The 14,364-nt window shown below is 69.7% G+C and carries 14 protein-coding genes and 1 riboswitch; of the genes, 12 read left to right on the plus strand and 2 right to left on the minus strand.

Annotated features, from left to right (window positions below; all coding sequences use genetic code 11):
* Nucleotides 1-184: 184 nt before the first annotated feature.
* The gene (gene cobO / locus AO684_RS01410; RefSeq protein WP_054300995.1) at nt 185-823 is read right to left on the minus strand and encodes a cob(I)yrinic acid a,c-diamide adenosyltransferase; all 639 of its coding nucleotides are present in this window, start codon (nt 821-823) and stop codon (nt 185-187) included.
* A 143-nt stretch (nt 824-966) separates the two neighbouring features.
* Nucleotides 967-1,161, plus strand: a riboswitch (cobalamin riboswitch).
* A gap of 88 nt (nt 1,162-1,249) precedes the next feature.
* On the opposite strand from cobO, the gene AO684_RS01415 reads away from it, so the two are divergent.
* The 7 genes from AO684_RS01415 to cobJ all read left to right on the plus strand — a co-directional run bounded on the left by AO684_RS01415 (nt 1,250) and on the right by cobJ (nt 9,227).
* Nucleotides 1,250-1,633: a DUF1636 domain-containing protein gene (locus AO684_RS01415; RefSeq protein WP_054300964.1), complete on the plus strand. Its 384-nt coding sequence runs from the start codon at nt 1,250-1,252 to the stop codon at nt 1,631-1,633.
* Complete coding sequence (gene cobW, locus AO684_RS01420; protein ID WP_054300965.1) at nt 1,630-2,664, plus strand: cobalamin biosynthesis protein CobW; 1,035 nt, start codon at nt 1,630-1,632, stop codon at nt 2,662-2,664. Before AO684_RS01415 ends, cobW begins: the two co-directional genes overlap by 4 nt.
* 3 nt (nt 2,665-2,667) lie before the next feature.
* Nucleotides 2,668-5,901: a cobaltochelatase subunit CobN gene (gene cobN / locus AO684_RS01425; RefSeq protein ID WP_054300966.1), complete on the plus strand. Its 3,234-nt coding sequence runs from the start codon at nt 2,668-2,670 to the stop codon at nt 5,899-5,901.
* Between the two features lie 155 nt (nt 5,902-6,056).
* Nucleotides 6,057-7,157 carry a precorrin-3B synthase gene (locus AO684_RS01430; RefSeq protein ID WP_054300967.1) on the plus strand — a complete coding sequence of 367 codons (1,101 nt, stop codon included), beginning with the start codon at nt 6,057-6,059 and terminating at the stop codon, nt 7,155-7,157.
* Nucleotides 7,141-7,770, plus strand: coding sequence for a precorrin-8X methylmutase (locus tag AO684_RS01435; RefSeq protein ID WP_054300968.1), 630 nt, complete (start codon nt 7,141-7,143; stop codon nt 7,768-7,770). The genes AO684_RS01430 and AO684_RS01435 overlap by 17 nt, the downstream gene beginning before the upstream one ends.
* Nucleotides 7,771-7,773: 3 nt before the next feature.
* Nucleotides 7,774-8,499 carry a precorrin-2 C(20)-methyltransferase gene (cobI, locus tag AO684_RS01440; protein WP_054300969.1) on the plus strand — a complete coding sequence of 242 codons (726 nt, stop codon included), beginning with the start codon at nt 7,774-7,776 and terminating at the stop codon, nt 8,497-8,499.
* Nucleotides 8,496-9,227, plus strand: a complete 732-nt coding sequence (cobJ, locus tag AO684_RS01445; protein ID WP_054300970.1) for a precorrin-3B C(17)-methyltransferase — start codon at nt 8,496-8,498, stop codon at nt 9,225-9,227. The genes cobI and cobJ overlap by 4 nt, the downstream gene beginning before the upstream one ends.
* A gap of 80 nt (nt 9,228-9,307) precedes the next feature.
* Here cobJ and AO684_RS01450 read toward each other — a convergent pair whose 3' ends face one another.
* Nucleotides 9,308-10,036, minus strand: a complete 729-nt coding sequence (locus tag AO684_RS01450) for a cobalt-precorrin-6A reductase (protein WP_054300971.1) — start codon at nt 10,034-10,036, stop codon at nt 9,308-9,310.
* On the opposite strand from AO684_RS01450, the gene AO684_RS01455 reads away from it, so the two are divergent.
* From AO684_RS01455 to cobA, 5 genes are read left to right on the plus strand one after another with little or no spacing between them, the layout of a single operon-like run.
* Nucleotides 10,035-11,198 (plus strand): bifunctional cobalt-precorrin-7 (C(5))-methyltransferase/cobalt-precorrin-6B (C(15))-methyltransferase, encoded by a 1,164-nt coding sequence (locus AO684_RS01455; RefSeq protein WP_054300972.1) that lies wholly within the window; start codon nt 10,035-10,037, stop codon nt 11,196-11,198. The genes AO684_RS01450 and AO684_RS01455 overlap by 2 nt on opposite strands.
* Nucleotides 11,195-11,539 (plus strand): cobalamin biosynthesis protein, encoded by a 345-nt coding sequence (locus AO684_RS01460; protein ID WP_054300973.1) that lies wholly within the window; start codon nt 11,195-11,197, stop codon nt 11,537-11,539. Before AO684_RS01455 ends, AO684_RS01460 begins: the two co-directional genes overlap by 4 nt.
* A complete protein-coding gene (gene cobM, locus AO684_RS01465) occupies nt 11,536-12,318 on the plus strand; it encodes a precorrin-4 C(11)-methyltransferase (RefSeq protein ID WP_054300974.1) in 783 nt (260 codons plus the stop codon). Before AO684_RS01460 ends, cobM begins: the two co-directional genes overlap by 4 nt.
* Nucleotides 12,318-13,643, plus strand: a complete 1,326-nt coding sequence (locus AO684_RS01470) for a cobyrinate a,c-diamide synthase (protein WP_054300975.1) — start codon at nt 12,318-12,320, stop codon at nt 13,641-13,643. Before cobM ends, AO684_RS01470 begins: the two co-directional genes overlap by 1 nt.
* On the plus strand, nt 13,640-14,359 hold the full coding sequence (gene cobA / locus AO684_RS01475) for a uroporphyrinogen-III C-methyltransferase (protein ID WP_054300976.1): 720 nt from the start codon (nt 13,640-13,642) through the stop codon (nt 14,357-14,359). Before AO684_RS01470 ends, cobA begins: the two co-directional genes overlap by 4 nt.
* Nucleotides 14,360-14,364 lie beyond the last annotated feature (5 nt).

A 14,364-nucleotide genomic window follows, 5' to 3' on the forward strand; every position in this document is an offset into this window, starting at 1 on the left:
CGCATCCCGGGCCGTTTCCACGGCAGAGACGCGGCGCTTTCACCTTGGACGGCCATCGGGATCCCTCCCTGTTCCGCCCCTTCAACCTGCCGCGATTCGGTTAACATCTCGTTGCTTTCATCTTGGCCTTAAATATCCCGGGGGAGTCGCGCAGCGACGGGGGCAGCGCCCCCTCCCCGGCCGGTCAGAACTCGACGCCCTTCTGGCCCTTGATCCCCGAGCGGAACGGATGCTTCACCAGCGCCATCTCGGTCACCAGATCGGCCAGTTCGATCAGCTCTTCCCTGGCGTTGCGGCCCGTGAGGCAGACATGGGTCATCGGCGGCTTCTCGTCGCGCAGGAAGTCCAGAACCTCGTCCAGCGGCAGATAATCATAGCGCAGCGCGATATTGATTTCGTCCAGCAGCACGAAGCGGATCTCCGGGTCGCGGATCAGCTCTTTCGCCTTCTCCCAGCCCTTGCGCGCCATGGCGATGTCACGGGCGCGGTCCTGGGTTTCCCAGGTGAAGCCCTCGCCCATGGCGTGAAACTGGCAGAGACCCGCGAAATTCTCTTCGATCAGGCGCCGCTCGCCCGTGTCCCAGGCGCCCTTGATGAACTGCACCACGGCGCAGGGCATACCATGGGCGATGCAGCGCAGGATCATGCCGAACCCGCTAGAGCTTTTGCCCTTGCCCGCGCCGGTATGGACAATGAGCAGCCCCTTTTCGCCTTCTTTCGTCGCCATGATCTTGTCACGGGCGGCTTTCTTCTTCGCCATCTTGGCGGCATGGCGGGCCAGATCCTCTGCCGGAACTTCGGTCTGCGGGGCGGTATCTTGCATCGTATCCTCCTGTTCGCGGGGCAGCATAGCGGTGGCCCTTGTCCACCGGAAGCCGCGAAGAGACGGCCCGCGCGCGGCGCGCGCCATGTCGCGCCTGCCCGCCGAAGCGGCGCGGGCCGCGCTTGACTTCGCCGGGGGATGTGGCACAAGCGGGCCATGCTGGTTCCTGCCGCGAGGCAGGTGAAAAGGGAATGCGACAGGCTCAAGGGCCAAGCGCAGCCGCCCCCGCGACCGTGACCGGAGAGACCCCATACCACTGGCAAACAGCCGGGAAGGTCGGGGTCGGGGAGAAATCCACTCCGCAAGCCGGGAGACCTGCCAGCGATCTGTTTTGACGGGCGGACGGGGTGTTCCGCGACCGGCAGAGGTGACTGCCTGTCACCCCTTCCGCGCCTGCATCCCTTTTGCCAAGGAAGGGATGATCCGATGGCGCAGACCACGCTCCATGTCTGTCTGACCTGCCGGCGCGAGGGGGTGGACCCCGCCGCACCGCGCCCCGGTGCCGTGCTGCACGAGGCGCTGGCGCAAGCAGGCGCGCCGGAAGGCGTGCGCATCGTCGGGGTCGAATGCCTGTCGGCCTGTTCCAACGGCTGTGCGGTCGCGCTCTCTGCCCCCGGCAAATGGACCTATGTCTATGGCCGGCTGGACCCTGATACCCATGTCGCTGCCATTCTGGACGGCGCCACGCGCTATGCCGGAACCGCTGACGGCGTTGTGCCCTGGCGCGAGCGGCCCGAGGTGTTCCGCAAGCAATGCCTTGCCCGCATCCCCCCATTCCCCTCTGACGCAACACAGGAAGCCGCCGAATGACCGATCTGACCAAAGTCCCCGTCACTGTGATCACCGGCTTTCTGGGTTCGGGCAAGACGACGCTGATCCGGCATCTGATGCAGAACCCACAGGGCAAGCGGCTGGCCGTTCTGGTCAATGAATTCGGCACCGTGGGGGTGGATGGCGAGATCCTGAAATCCTGCGCCGATGCGAATTGCCCGGTGGAGAATATCGTGGAACTCGCGAATGGTTGCATCTGCTGCACCGTGGCCGAGGATTTCATTCCGACGATCGAGGCGCTGATGGCGATGCCGCAGCGCCCCGATCATATCCTGATCGAAACCTCGGGCCTCGCGCTGCCGAAACCGCTGCTGAAAGCCTTCGACTGGCCCGCGATCCGCTCGCGCATCACGGTGGATGGCGTGGTGGCGCTGGCCGATGCCGAGGCGGTGGCGGCGGGGCGTTTCGCCTCCGATGTCGCAGCGGTGGAGGCGCAGCGCGCCGCCGATGACAGTCTTGACCACGAAACCCCGCTGTCCGAGGTGTTCGAGGATCAGATCGCCTGCGCCGATCTGGTGTTGCTGACCAAGGCCGACCTCGCGGGCGAGGCCGGTCTGGCCGCCGCGCGCGGGGTGATCGAGGCCGAGGCGCCGCGCAAGCTGCCGATCCTGCCCGTTTCGGAAGGTGTGGTGGACCCGCGTGTCGTACTGGGCCTGAATGCGGCAGCCGAAGACGACCTTGCCGCCCGGCCCAGCCATCACGATGGCCATGACGACCATGAACATGATGATTTCGACACGGTGGTGATCGAACTGGGCGAGGTGGCGGACCCGGAGGCGCTGCAAGCCGCAATCATCCGGCTGGCCCGCGAACAGGACATCCTGCGCGTGAAGGGCTATGTCGCCGTAGCGGGCAAGCCGATGCGGATGCTGGTGCAGGCCGTGGGCGCGCGGGTACGGGCACAATATGACCGCCCCTGGGGCGACACACCGCGTGCGACCCGTCTGGTGGTCATCGCCGAGCATGACAAGGTGAACGAAGCCGCCATCCGCACCGTGCTGGAGGGCTGAGCCTTGCACGTCGTCTTCCGCGAAAGTCACGGGCTGGAGGAGACCGACACGCCGTTCGATCCGGGGCAAAGCCCGGCGGATCTGGTGGTTCTGTCATTTTCCGACAGCGACCTTGGCGCTTTCGCGGCAGGATGGCAGCGGGCGAAAGCGGCGGGCGATGTGCCTTCGCTGCGGCTGGTCAATCTGGTGGCGCTGCGCCATCCGGTGTCGGTCGATACCTATGTCGAGGCGACGCTGTCCGGGGCGAAGGGCATTCTGGTCCGGCTGATCGGCGGTGAAAGCTATTGGCCCTATGGCCTCGCCTCGGTGCAGGATCTGTGCCGACGCAAGGGCATCGCGCTGGCGGTGCTGCCCGCCGACGGGCGGCCGGATGCGCGGCTGGACGACCTTTCTACCCTGCCCAGCGGCACGTTGCGCCGTCTGGCGGTGCTGTGTGACGCGGGCGGCGCGGTGGCAGCGCAGGCGGCGCTGGCGCAGCTCGCGCTGGCGGCGGGGCTTTACATGGCGCCGGTGGCCGGGGCCAAGACCCTGCCCGATTGCGGCTGGTATTGCCCTGACCGGGGCGTCATCGCCTTGCCCGAAGGTGAAGCGCCGCTGATCGCCGTCACGTTTTACCGATCTTACCTGACCGCCGCTGATACCGACCCGTTGGATGTGCTGATCCGTGCGGCACGGGCGCGGGGTTTCCGGGCTTTCGGCCTGTTCGCCCCCTCGCTGAAAGGCCCGCATGCCGCGTTGGTCGCCGAGGCGCTGCACGCCGCGCAGCCGGTGGCGGTGATCAATGCCACCGCCTTTTCCGCCAGGGGCGAGGCTGGTCATTCGCCGCTGGATGCCACTGGCTGTCCGGTCTGGCAGGTGGCGCTGTCGACCGCGCGGCGCAAGGATTGGGTCGCCGCAGAACGCGGGCTGTCGCCCGCCGATCTGGCCATGCATGTCGTGTTGCCCGAGGTCGATGGCCGGATCTTCGCCGGGGTAGTCAGCTTCAAGCAACCCAGCCCCCGCGACCCTGACCTGCAATTCTCGCGCTTCGTGCATCGCGCTGACGAGGGCCGCGTGGCAGCGGTGATCGACAAGGTTGCCGCGCGCTATCGGCTGGGCGCCACGCCTGTGGCGGAACGGCGGTTGGCGCTGGTGCTGTCCACCTATCCCGGCAAGGGCTGGAACCTTGCCCATGCCGTTGGCCTGGATGCGCTGGCCTCGACAGAGGCCATTGTGGAAACGCTCCGCAGCGCGGGCTACGCGGTGACGCCCGGCACGGATCTGGGCCGCGCGCTTCAGGCCGAAACGCTCGACTGGCCGCTGGCGGATTATCGCGCCGCGCTGGCTGCCCTGCCCGCGCCGCTGCAAACGGCCCTGCACGCCACATGGGGCGCCCCCGAGGATGACCCGGCTTGCGAGGGCCAGTTCTTCCGCTTCCGGGCGCTGCGTCGGGGCGCGGCGCTGGTGGCGCTGCAACCGGAACGCGGCACGGCGGCATTGCGTGATGGCGAATATCACGACACTGGCCGCGTGCCCTGCCATGGTTATGTGGCCTTCTACCTGTGGCTGCGGGCGCAGGGGCTTCATGCGCTGATCCATGTCGGCGCGCACGGCACGCTGGAATGGCTGCCCGGCAAGGCGGTGGCGCAATCCGATGCCTGCTGGCCCGAGGCGCTGGTGGGCGATCTGCCAGTGATCTACCCGTTCATCGTCAATGATCCCGGCGAGGCGGCGCAGGCCAAGCGCCGCATCGGTGCGGTCACCTTGGGCCATATGCCGCCGCCGCTGACGCAGGCGGGCACGCCCCCCGCGCTGTTGCGGCTGGAGCGGCTGCTGGACGAATATTCCACCGCCGACGGGCTGGACCCCGCGCGCCGCGACCGGCTGGTGGCCGATCTGCGGGCCGAGGCGCAGGCGGCGGGCGTCGAGGCCGATCTGGGCCTTGCCCCCGATGCCTCTGCCGCCGAGGCGATGGTGCGGATCGACCGTTTCGTCTGCGACGTGAAGGAAAGCCAGTATGGCGAGGGGCTGCATGTCTATGGCGCGGCAGAGGGCGAGGCCGCGGGGCTGCTGACGGCGCTGGACGCGCGGCATGTGGCGCCGGGGCCATCGGGGTCCCCGGTGCGGGGACGGCTGGATGTGCTTCCGACCGGGCGCAACCTGTATGCCGTCGATCCGCGCGCCGTACCCAGCCGCGCCGCCCATGCGCAGGGGGTGAAACTGGCGGAAGAGCTGATCCGGCGGCATTTGCAGGATCAGGGCGATTACCCGCGCGCGCTTGTGGTGGACCTCTGGGGGTCGGCCACCATGCGCACGGCGGGCGAGGAATTTGCCATGGCGCTGCATCTGGCCGGGCTGGCGCCGCGCTGGGACGAAGGCTCGGCCCGTGTTTCGGGGTTTGAAATCGTGCCGCCCGCCCTTCTGGGCCGCCCGCGCGTCGATGTGACGTTGAGGGTGTCAGGCCTGTTCCGCGATGTCTTTCCGGGGCTTGCGCAATTGTTCCAGCAGGCGGTGGGCGCGCTGGCCGACCGGGACGAGGGTGAGAACCCCTATGCCGCCGCCCCCGGCCCCCGCGTCTTTGGCCCGAAGCCGGGCCTTTACGGCACCGGTATGGGCGCCGCGCTGGAGGATTATTCCGATGCCGCCCTCGCGGCGGCGGGCGAGGCCTGGCTGAACGCCTCGGAATGGGCCATCGACGCGCAGGGCGCGGTGACCCCCGACCGGGCGGCGCTGGAGGCGCGGCTGCGCGGGGCCGAGGGCTTCGCCCATGTGCAGGATCTGCCCGAAACCGACCTGTTGCTGGCCGCCGATCATGCCGCGCATGAGGGCGGCTTTGCCGCCGCGCTGGCGCGGCTGGGCGCCGGGACCGTGCCGCTTTACCATCTGGACGCCACCCGCCCCGACCGGCCGCAGGCTCGCCTGCTGGGCGAGGAGATCGCCCGCGTGGTGCGCGCCCGCGCCACCCACGCAGGCTGGGCCGAGGGGATGATGCGTCACGGCTTTCGCGGCGCGGCGGAAATCGTGGCGACCGTGGATCACCTTGCTGCCTTCGCCCATCTGACCCGCGCCGTGCCGGGCCATCTGTTCGACCTCTGCCACGAGGCAACCCTGGGCCGGGCCGAGGTGGTGGCGTTTCTGGAACGCGAGAACCCCGAGGCTTTGGCCGCGCTGCGCGACCGCTTTCACGCCCTGCATGCGACAGGGCTGTGGGTGACGCGGCGCAATTCCATCGCAGCCTGGCTGGAGGGTGCGGCATGAGCGGCGTCGGCAAAGGCGTTCCGGTCGCCGGGGGGCTGTCTGCCCCCCGCGGGGGCTACGCCCCCTCCCCCCGAGGATATTTGGGCCAAGATGAAAGCAGGCCGCCGGGGCCAGACCCGGTCATTCAGGGCTGGTGCCCCGGCGCGTTGCGGCCGATGGTCTCGGGCGACGGGCTGGTGGTGCGGGTGCGGCCCCGGCTGGGGCGGCTGAGCATGGAACAGGCGGCGGGGATTGCCGCTCTGGCCGCCGCGCATGGCAACGGGCGGATCGACCTTTCGGCGCGGGCCAATGTGCAGCTGCGCGGGGTGCGGGCGGAAAGCCATGGCGCGCTGGTGGATGGGCTGCGCTGTCTGGGGCTGATCGACGCCGATGTGGCCACCGAAACGCGCCGCAACATCGTGGTGCAGCCGTTTCACGACGCGCTGACGCTGCGCATCGCGGCGGATCTGACGGCGGCTCTGGCGGCGCCGGATGCGCCGGACCTGCCGGGAAAATTTGGCTTCGCGGTCGATACCGGCGCGGCACGCGTGCTGGAGGCCACCGCCGCCGACATTCGGATCGAGCGGCATGGCGACGCGCTGCTGTTGCGCCCCGATGGCACAGCGTTGGCGAAGCCGGTTCCGCCGGACACGGCGGCAACCGAGGCGCTGGAGCTGGCACGCTGGTTTCTGGCCGCAGGCGGCGTACAGGGCGGGCGAGGCCGGATGGCGGCACTGATCCGCAGCGGTGCCCTGCCGCCGGGCTTCGGGATCGAAACCACAGCGCAGGGATTTGAGCCCCGCCCCGGCCCGGTGCCGGGTGGCGTGCTGGTAGGCTTCGCCTTCGGGCAGATGGAGGCCGGAACGCTTGCCGCGCTGGCGCGGTTCGGCGCGCTGCGGGTGACGCCCTGGCGCATGCTGCTGGTGGAGTGCGCCGATCAGGCGCCGGACCTGCCCGGCCTGATCACCGATCCGGCCGACCCGCTTCTGCGCGTCATCGCCTGCACCGGCGCCCCCGGTTGCGGGCAGGCGCATCAGCCGGTCCGTGATCTGGCCCGGCAGCTTGCACCGCATCTGGACCGGCTCACGCATGTCTCGGGCTGCGCCAAGGGGTGTGCCCATCCCGGCCCCGCCCCCCTGACCCTGACCGCCACGCCCGAGGGCTTTGCCCTCATCCGCAATGGCCGCGCCGATGCGCCGGCGCTTTCCCATACCACCGCCGCCGCGCTCCTGGCCCGGCCCGAACAACTGAGCGACCCCGATGCCACACCTCTATGAAACCGATGGCGCCACGATCTATCTGCATTCCTTCGCCACGATCCGGGCCGAGGCCGATCTGGCGCGCTTCACGCCGGAGGAGGAGATTGTCGCGGTCCGTATGATCCATGCCGCCGGGATGGTGGGGCTGGAGCAGCACATCCGTTTCACCCCCGGCATGGCGGTGGCGGCACGGGCGGCACTGGAGGCGGGTGCCCCGATCCTTTGTGATGCGCGCATGGTCAGCGAGGGTATCACCCGGCCGCGCCTGCCTGCGGGCAATGCGGTCATCTGCACTCTGCATGACCCGGAGGTGCCGGAGCTTGCGCGCGCCATGGGCAATACCCGAAGTGCTGCGGCAGTCGAATTGTGGCGGCCGCATCTGGAAGGCGCGATCATCGCAATCGGCAATGCGCCAACCGCGCTTTTCCACCTGCTGAACCTGCTGGAAGACCCCGCCACCCCACGCCCTGCCGCGATCATCGGCTGCCCCGTCGGCTTCATCGGCGCGGCGGAATCGAAGGCCGCACTGATGGCAGCCCCGCCCTGCCCGGCCATGGCGGTCGAGGGGCGGCTTGGCGGCTCGGCCATCGCGGTCGCCGCCGTCAACGCGCTTGCCAGCCGGAAGGAATAGGCCATGGCCCGCATCATATGTGCCGGGCTTGGCCCGGGCGACCCCGACCTGATCTCGGTCCGTGCCGACCGCGCCCTGCGTGGTGCCAGCCAGATCGCCTATTTCCGCAAGGCCGGGCGGCGCGGTCAGGCCCGCAGCATCGTCGAGGGGATGCTCGCCCCCGGTGTCACCGAATATGCGATGGAATATCCGGTCACCACCGAACTGCCCTTCGACAGCCCCGAATATATCGGGGCGCTGGCGCGGTTCTATGACGCCTGGGCTGACCGGCTGGCCAGCCTGCCCGGCGAGGTCGTGGTGCTCTGTGAGGGCGACCCCTTCTTCTACGGCTCGTTCATGCATCTCTACGCCCGGCTGAAGGACCGGGTGGAGGTCAGCGTGATCCCCGGTATCACCGGCATGGCGGGCTGCTGGCACGCCACCGGCCAGCCCATCACCTGGGGCGACGACGTGCTGAGCGTGCTGATGGGTACCCTGCCCGAACCCGATCTGGTGGCGCATATGCAGCGCGCCGATGCGCTGGCGGTGATGAAGACCGGGCGCAACCTGCCGAAGATCCGCCGCGCGCTGGAAAGCGCGGGCCGCCTGTCCGAGGCCTGGCTGGTCGAACGCGGCACCATGCCGGGCCAGCGCATCGCGCCGCTGGCCGAGGTGGATACCGCCGATTGCCCCTATTTCGCCGTGGTTCTGGTGCATGGCCATGGCCGTCGGCCGGAGATCGCGGAATGACCGGCACGGTCATCATCGCGGGGCTTGGCCCTGGCGCGGCGGAGAAGGTCACGCCCGAGGTTGCGGCGGCGCTGGATCAGGCCACCGATGTGGTGGGCTACATCCCCTATGTCGCCCGCGTGACGCCGCGCCCGGGCCTGACGCTGCACCCTTCGGACAACCGGGTGGAGTTGGACCGTGCCACCCATGCGCTTGAAATGGCGGCGCAAGGCGCGCGGGTTGTCGTGGTCTCCTCGGGCGATCCCGGCGTTTTCGCCATGGCCAGCGCGGTATTCGAGGCGCTGGAGGCGCGGCCCGACCTCGCCCATGTGCCCGTCACCGTGCTGCCCGGCATCACGGCGATGCTGGCCGCCGCCGCCGCCGCCGGGGCACCGCTGGGCCATGATTTCTGCGCCATCAACCTCAGCGACAATCTCAAGCCCTTCGCGCTGGTCGAACGCCGCCTGCGGCTTGCCGCCGAGGCGGATTTCGCCATGGCCTTCTACAACCCCCGGTCAAAATCCCGCCCGCACCAGTTTGCCCGCGTGCTGGAGATCCTGCGCGAATGTTGTGACCCCGCGCGGCTGATCACCTTTGCCCGTGCGGTCTCCACCCCGGAACAGCACCTGCGCACCGTCGCACTGGCCGAGGCGACCGAGGATATGGCCGACATGCGCACGGTCGTTCTGGTGGGCAATTCCGCGACCCGCCGCATCGGCCCCTACATCTACACCCCAAGGTCCGCCTGATGCACCGCGCCGCAGTTTCATCTTGGCCCAAATATCCCCGCCGGAGGCATCCTGTCCCCGCCACTTGCGCGGCGGCCAGGTCAGCGCGCCAGCCAGCCCATGACGCTCGCGACATCGCCGAACCGCGCGCGCGGCGGGATCGCGGGCCGGTCGATCATCACAACCGGCAAACCCAGGTCACGCGCGGCATCGAGCTTCGCGCGCGCGCCGCTGCCCCCGGCATTCTTGGCGACGACATGGGTGATGCGATGGTCCCGCATCAAAACCAGATCGCCCGCCAGATCGAAGGGACCGCGCGCCACCACCGCCTTCGCATCTGGCAGCGGCAGCACGCCCGGCGGATCGACCAGCCGCAGCAGATAGTGGTTACCGGGTTTCCGGGCGAAATCCGCGACATGCTGCTTGCCGATCGCCAGAAACACCCGCGCGCCCGCCTTGGGCACCGCCGCCACCGCTTCCGCCAAATCAGGCACGCAGGTCCAGCGGTCGCCCGGCCCGGCCTGCCATGCCGGACGCTCCAGCGCGGCCAGCGCAACGCCGGTGGTGGCACAGGCCGCAACGGCGTTGTGGCTCATCTGCGCCGCGAAGGGATGGGTCGCGTCGACCACATGCGTGATCCCCTCGGCCCGCAGCCAGGCCGTCAGCCCTTCGGCCCCACCAAAGCCCCCAACACGGGTCGGCAGGGGCTGGGCCAGGGGCGCATCGGTGCGCCCGGCATAGGAAAACACCGCATCCGCCCCGACCCCGGACAAAGCGCGGGCAAGGGCGCTCGCCTCGGTCGTGCCGCCCAGAAGAAGAATGCGCGTCATGGCTGATCCCTGGCTCCATATCCTCGGTCTGGGCGAAGATGGCCTTGACGGGCTGCCCGCCGCAAGTCGTGACCTGCTGGATGCGGCGGAAATCATCATCGGCGGGCCGCGCCATCTGGCGCTGGCACAGGCGGGGTCGCGGGGTGTCGCCTGGCCGGTGCCGTTTTCCACCGCCCCGGTGCTGGCGGCGCGCGGGCGGCGCACCGTGGTTCTGGCCTCCGGCGATCCGTTCTGGCATGGCGCGGGCGGCAGCCTGATCCGCGACCTTGCGCCCGGAGAATGGGTCAGCCACCCCACGCCCTCGTCCTTTCAACTGGCCTGCAACCGGCTGGGCTGGCGCATGGAGGAGGTGCTTTGCCTCGGCCTTCACGCCGCGCCCTGCGCCCGGCTGCGACCGCTGCTGACACGCGGCACCCGCGCGCTGGTCACCCTGCGCGACGGCGCGGCGGCGACCGGGCTCTGCGACTGGCTGACCGCCAACGGCCATCCCAACGCCCGTGTCACCCTGCTGGAAAGGCTTGGCGGCCCGCAAGAGCGTATCGGCCCTGCGCCGTCTGACGCCCCCGAAGCCCCCCTGCTGGCGGCCATCGAGGCGCACGACCCCGGCCTGCCCCGCACTCCCGGCCTGCCTGATACGCTGTTCCAAAGCGATGGCCAGATCACCAAAGCCCCGGTGCGGGCGCTGACGCTGGCCGCACTGGCGCCACGCGCGGGGGAACATCTGTGGGATCTAGGCGCAGGGTCCGGCTCCGTCTCGGTTGAATGGTGCCTTGCCGGTGGCAGCGCCTCGGCGGTAGAGGCCCGCGCCGACCGGCTGCCGAATATCCGCGCCAATGCGGAAAGTTTCGGCCTTGCCCATCGCCTGCACCCTCATCACGGCGACAGCGCCGAACGGATCGCGGACCTGCCGCGCCCCGATGCGGTGTTCATCGGCGGCGGGCTGACGCCCGATCTGCTGACACGGCTCTGGGCGCTGCTGCCCGAGGGCACAAGGCTGGTGGCCAATGCGGTGACGCTGGAAACCGAGGCCACGCTTTATGCGGCCCATGCCACCCACGGCGGCAGCCTGCTGCGCATCGACCTTGCCCAAAGCGGCCGCCTTGGCGCCTTCCGCGACTGGCAGGCCGCCCGCCCCGTGGTACAATGGAGCGTCACCCGATGATCGTCGCCGGGATCGGATTGCGCAGTACGGCCACCGAGGCCGACCTCGCCGCCGCACTGGCACTGGCGCCTTGCACGCCCCAAGTGCTCGCCCTTCCCGAGGACAAGGCCGCACATCCCGCGCTGGCCGGGCGCCCGGTCATCGCCGTACCGCTGGCGGCCCTGCGCGCGCAGGCGACCGAAACCCCCTCGCCCCGCCAGCCCGCACGCTATGGGGCTGGCTCGGTCGCCGAGGCCGCCGCGCTTGCCGCCGCAGGCCCCGGCGCCACCCTGATCTGCCCGCGTCTTGTTGCCCCCGGCGGGCGTGTGACGCTGGCCCTTGCCCAAGGAACCCCCGCATGACCGTCCATTTCATCGGCGCAGGCCCCGGCGCGGCCGACCTGATCACCCTGCGCGGCCGCGACCTGATCGCGGCCTGCCCGGTCTGCCTTTATGCGGGCAGTCTGGTACCCGAGGCGCTGCTGAGCCACTGCCCTCCCGGCGCGCGGATCGTGAACACCGCACCGCTGAGCCTTGACGAGATCATGGCCGAGATCGCCACCGCCCATGCCGAAGGTCACGATGTCGCGCGGCTGCATTCGGGCGACCTGTCGGTCTGGTCGGCGATGGGGGAGCAGCTTCGCCGGTTGCGCGCCCTTGGCATCCCCTATGACGTGACGCCCGGCGTGCCCAGCTTCGCCGCTGCGGCTGCGGCTTTGGGGACGGAGCTTACGCTGCCGGGCGTCGCGCAATCGGTGGTGCTGACCCGCACCTCGGGCCGCGCGACCGCCATGCCCGAGGGTGAGGCGCTGGAAAACTTTGCCCGCACCGGTGCGACGCTGGCCATTCACCTTTCGGTACATGTGCTTGAAACCGTAGTGAAAACCCTTTCGCCGCATTACGGCAGCGATTGCCCGGTCGCCGTGGTCTGGCGCGCAAGCTGGCCCGACCAGCTCATCGTCCGCGCCACGCTTTCTACGCTGGAAACCGCTGTGGGGGCGGAGATGGAACGCACGGCGCTGATCCTTGTCGGCCCCGCGCTGGCCGCCGAGGATTTCGGCGAAAGCCGCCTGTATGCCGGTGACTACGACCGCCGCTATCGCCCGGTCGGCACCCATCCGCGCTTTCCCGAAGGCCTGTAATGCTGCCGCCCGTTTCCCTGCCACCGGGTCTGATCATCTCGGCCCCCGCCTCGGGCACCGGCAAGACAACGGTGACGCTTGGGCTGCTGGCCGCGTTCCGTGCCGCCGGGCTGGAGGTGCAGCCGTTCAAAAGCGGGCCCGATTACATCGACCCCGCCTTTCACACCGCCGCCTCAGGCCGGGTTTCTGTCAATCTTGATACCTGGGCCATGCCCGCGCCGCGCATCGGCGCGCTGCTGGCAGCGGCGACAGGGGCCGATCTGGTACTGGCCGAAGGCTCCATGGGCCTGTGTGACGGGGTGGCGGCAGCGGGCGAGACCGGCATCGGCGCCAGTGCCGATCTGGCAGAGCTGACAGGCTGGCCGGTCGTGCTGGTGATCGACACTTCCGGTCAGGCGCAAAGCGCTACCGCCACCGCGCTCGGGTTCCAGGCCATGCGTCCGGGGCTGACCATTGCCGGGGTGGTCCTGAACCGTGTGGCCTCCCCCCGGCACGAGGCACTGATCCGCGACGGGATGGCGGCACATGGCGTTGCGGTGCTCGGCGCCCTGCCGCGCCGCGCCACGATCGAACTGCCGGAACGTCATCTGGGGCTGGTGCAGGCGGGCGAGACCGCAGATCTGCACCGCATCCTTGACGAGGCCGGGGCGTTCATCACCGCGCATTGTGATCTTGACGCGCTCAGCCATGCCGCCAGGACGACTCGCGTACAGCCCGGCACCGCCCGCCGCATGCCCCCCCCAGGCCAGCGCATCGCGCTGGCGCAGGATGCGGCGTTTTCCTTCACCTATCCGCATCTTCTGGCCGACTGGCGCGCACAGGGGGCCGAGATCCTGCCCTTCTCGCCGCTTGGCGACGAAGGCCCCGACGACAGCGCCACCACCTGCTGGCTGCCCGGCGGCTACCCCGAACTGCATGCCGGCGCGCTGGCGGCGGCAGAGCGTTTCCGCGCCCGCCTGACCGCCTTCGCCGCCACGCGCCCGGTGCATGGCGAATGCGGGGGCTATATGGCGATGGGCGCCGGTCTGGTCGATGCGAAGGGGCAGCGGCATCGCATGGCGGGGTTGCTGGGCCTTGAAACCTCGTATGAAAAGCGCAGGATGCACTTGGGCTATCGCCTTGCACGGCTGGAGGCCGCGATGCCCGGCATGGCCAAAGGCACAAGGCTGCGCGGGCATGAATTTCACTACTCGACCATCCTCGCGCAACCCGATATGCCGCTCGCCCAAGTCGAGGATGCCAACGGCACCGCCGTCCCGGAAACCGGATCGCGCCGGGGGCTGGCCAGCGGCACCTATTTCCACCTGATCGGAGAAGCGACATGACCGGCTTCGTCACCTTCGTATCCTCCGGCCCCGGCGACCCGGACCTGATGACCGTGAAGGCGGTGAAACGGCTCGGGGCCGCCGATGTGGTGCTGTATGACGATCTGTCCTCGGGGCCGATCCTCGATCTGGCGCGGGCCGACGCGGATCTGGTTTCGGTCGGCAAGCGCGCCGGGCGGCCCTCGGCCCGGCAGGAGCATGTGAACCGCCTGCTGGTCGATTATGCGCAGGCGGGTGCGCAGGTGGTGCGGCTGAAATCCGGCGATGCGGGCATCTTCGGGCGGCTGGAGGAAGAAATGACCGCGCTGCGCGACGCGGGCATCGGGTTTGAAATCGTGCCCGGCGTCACCTCGGCCTCGGCAGCGGCGGCGGCGGCGGCGATCCCGCTGACCCGGCGGCTGACCGCGCGGCGGGTGCAGTTCCTGACCGGCGCCGATGTGACAGGCGGCCTGCCCGAAACGCTGAACTGGCCCGCGCTGGCCGACCCCGGCGCGACAACGGTGATCTACATGGGCAAGCGCACCTTCCCCGAACTGGCCGCCGCGCTGATCGCCCATGGCCTGCCGCCCGAGACCCCCGCGCTGCTGGCCCATGGCGTCAGCACTGCCGAGGAACGGCTGGAACGCTTCACCGTCGCCAGCCTCGCCACCCATCTGGATGGCACAGAATCCACCAGCCCGGCGCTGATCCTCTATGGACCGCTGGCGGAGGCGTGAGACCC

Source organism: Gemmobacter sp. LW-1 (assembly GCF_001303875.1).
Classification (GTDB): Bacteria; Pseudomonadota; Alphaproteobacteria; order Rhodobacterales; family Rhodobacteraceae; genus Gemmobacter; species Gemmobacter caeni.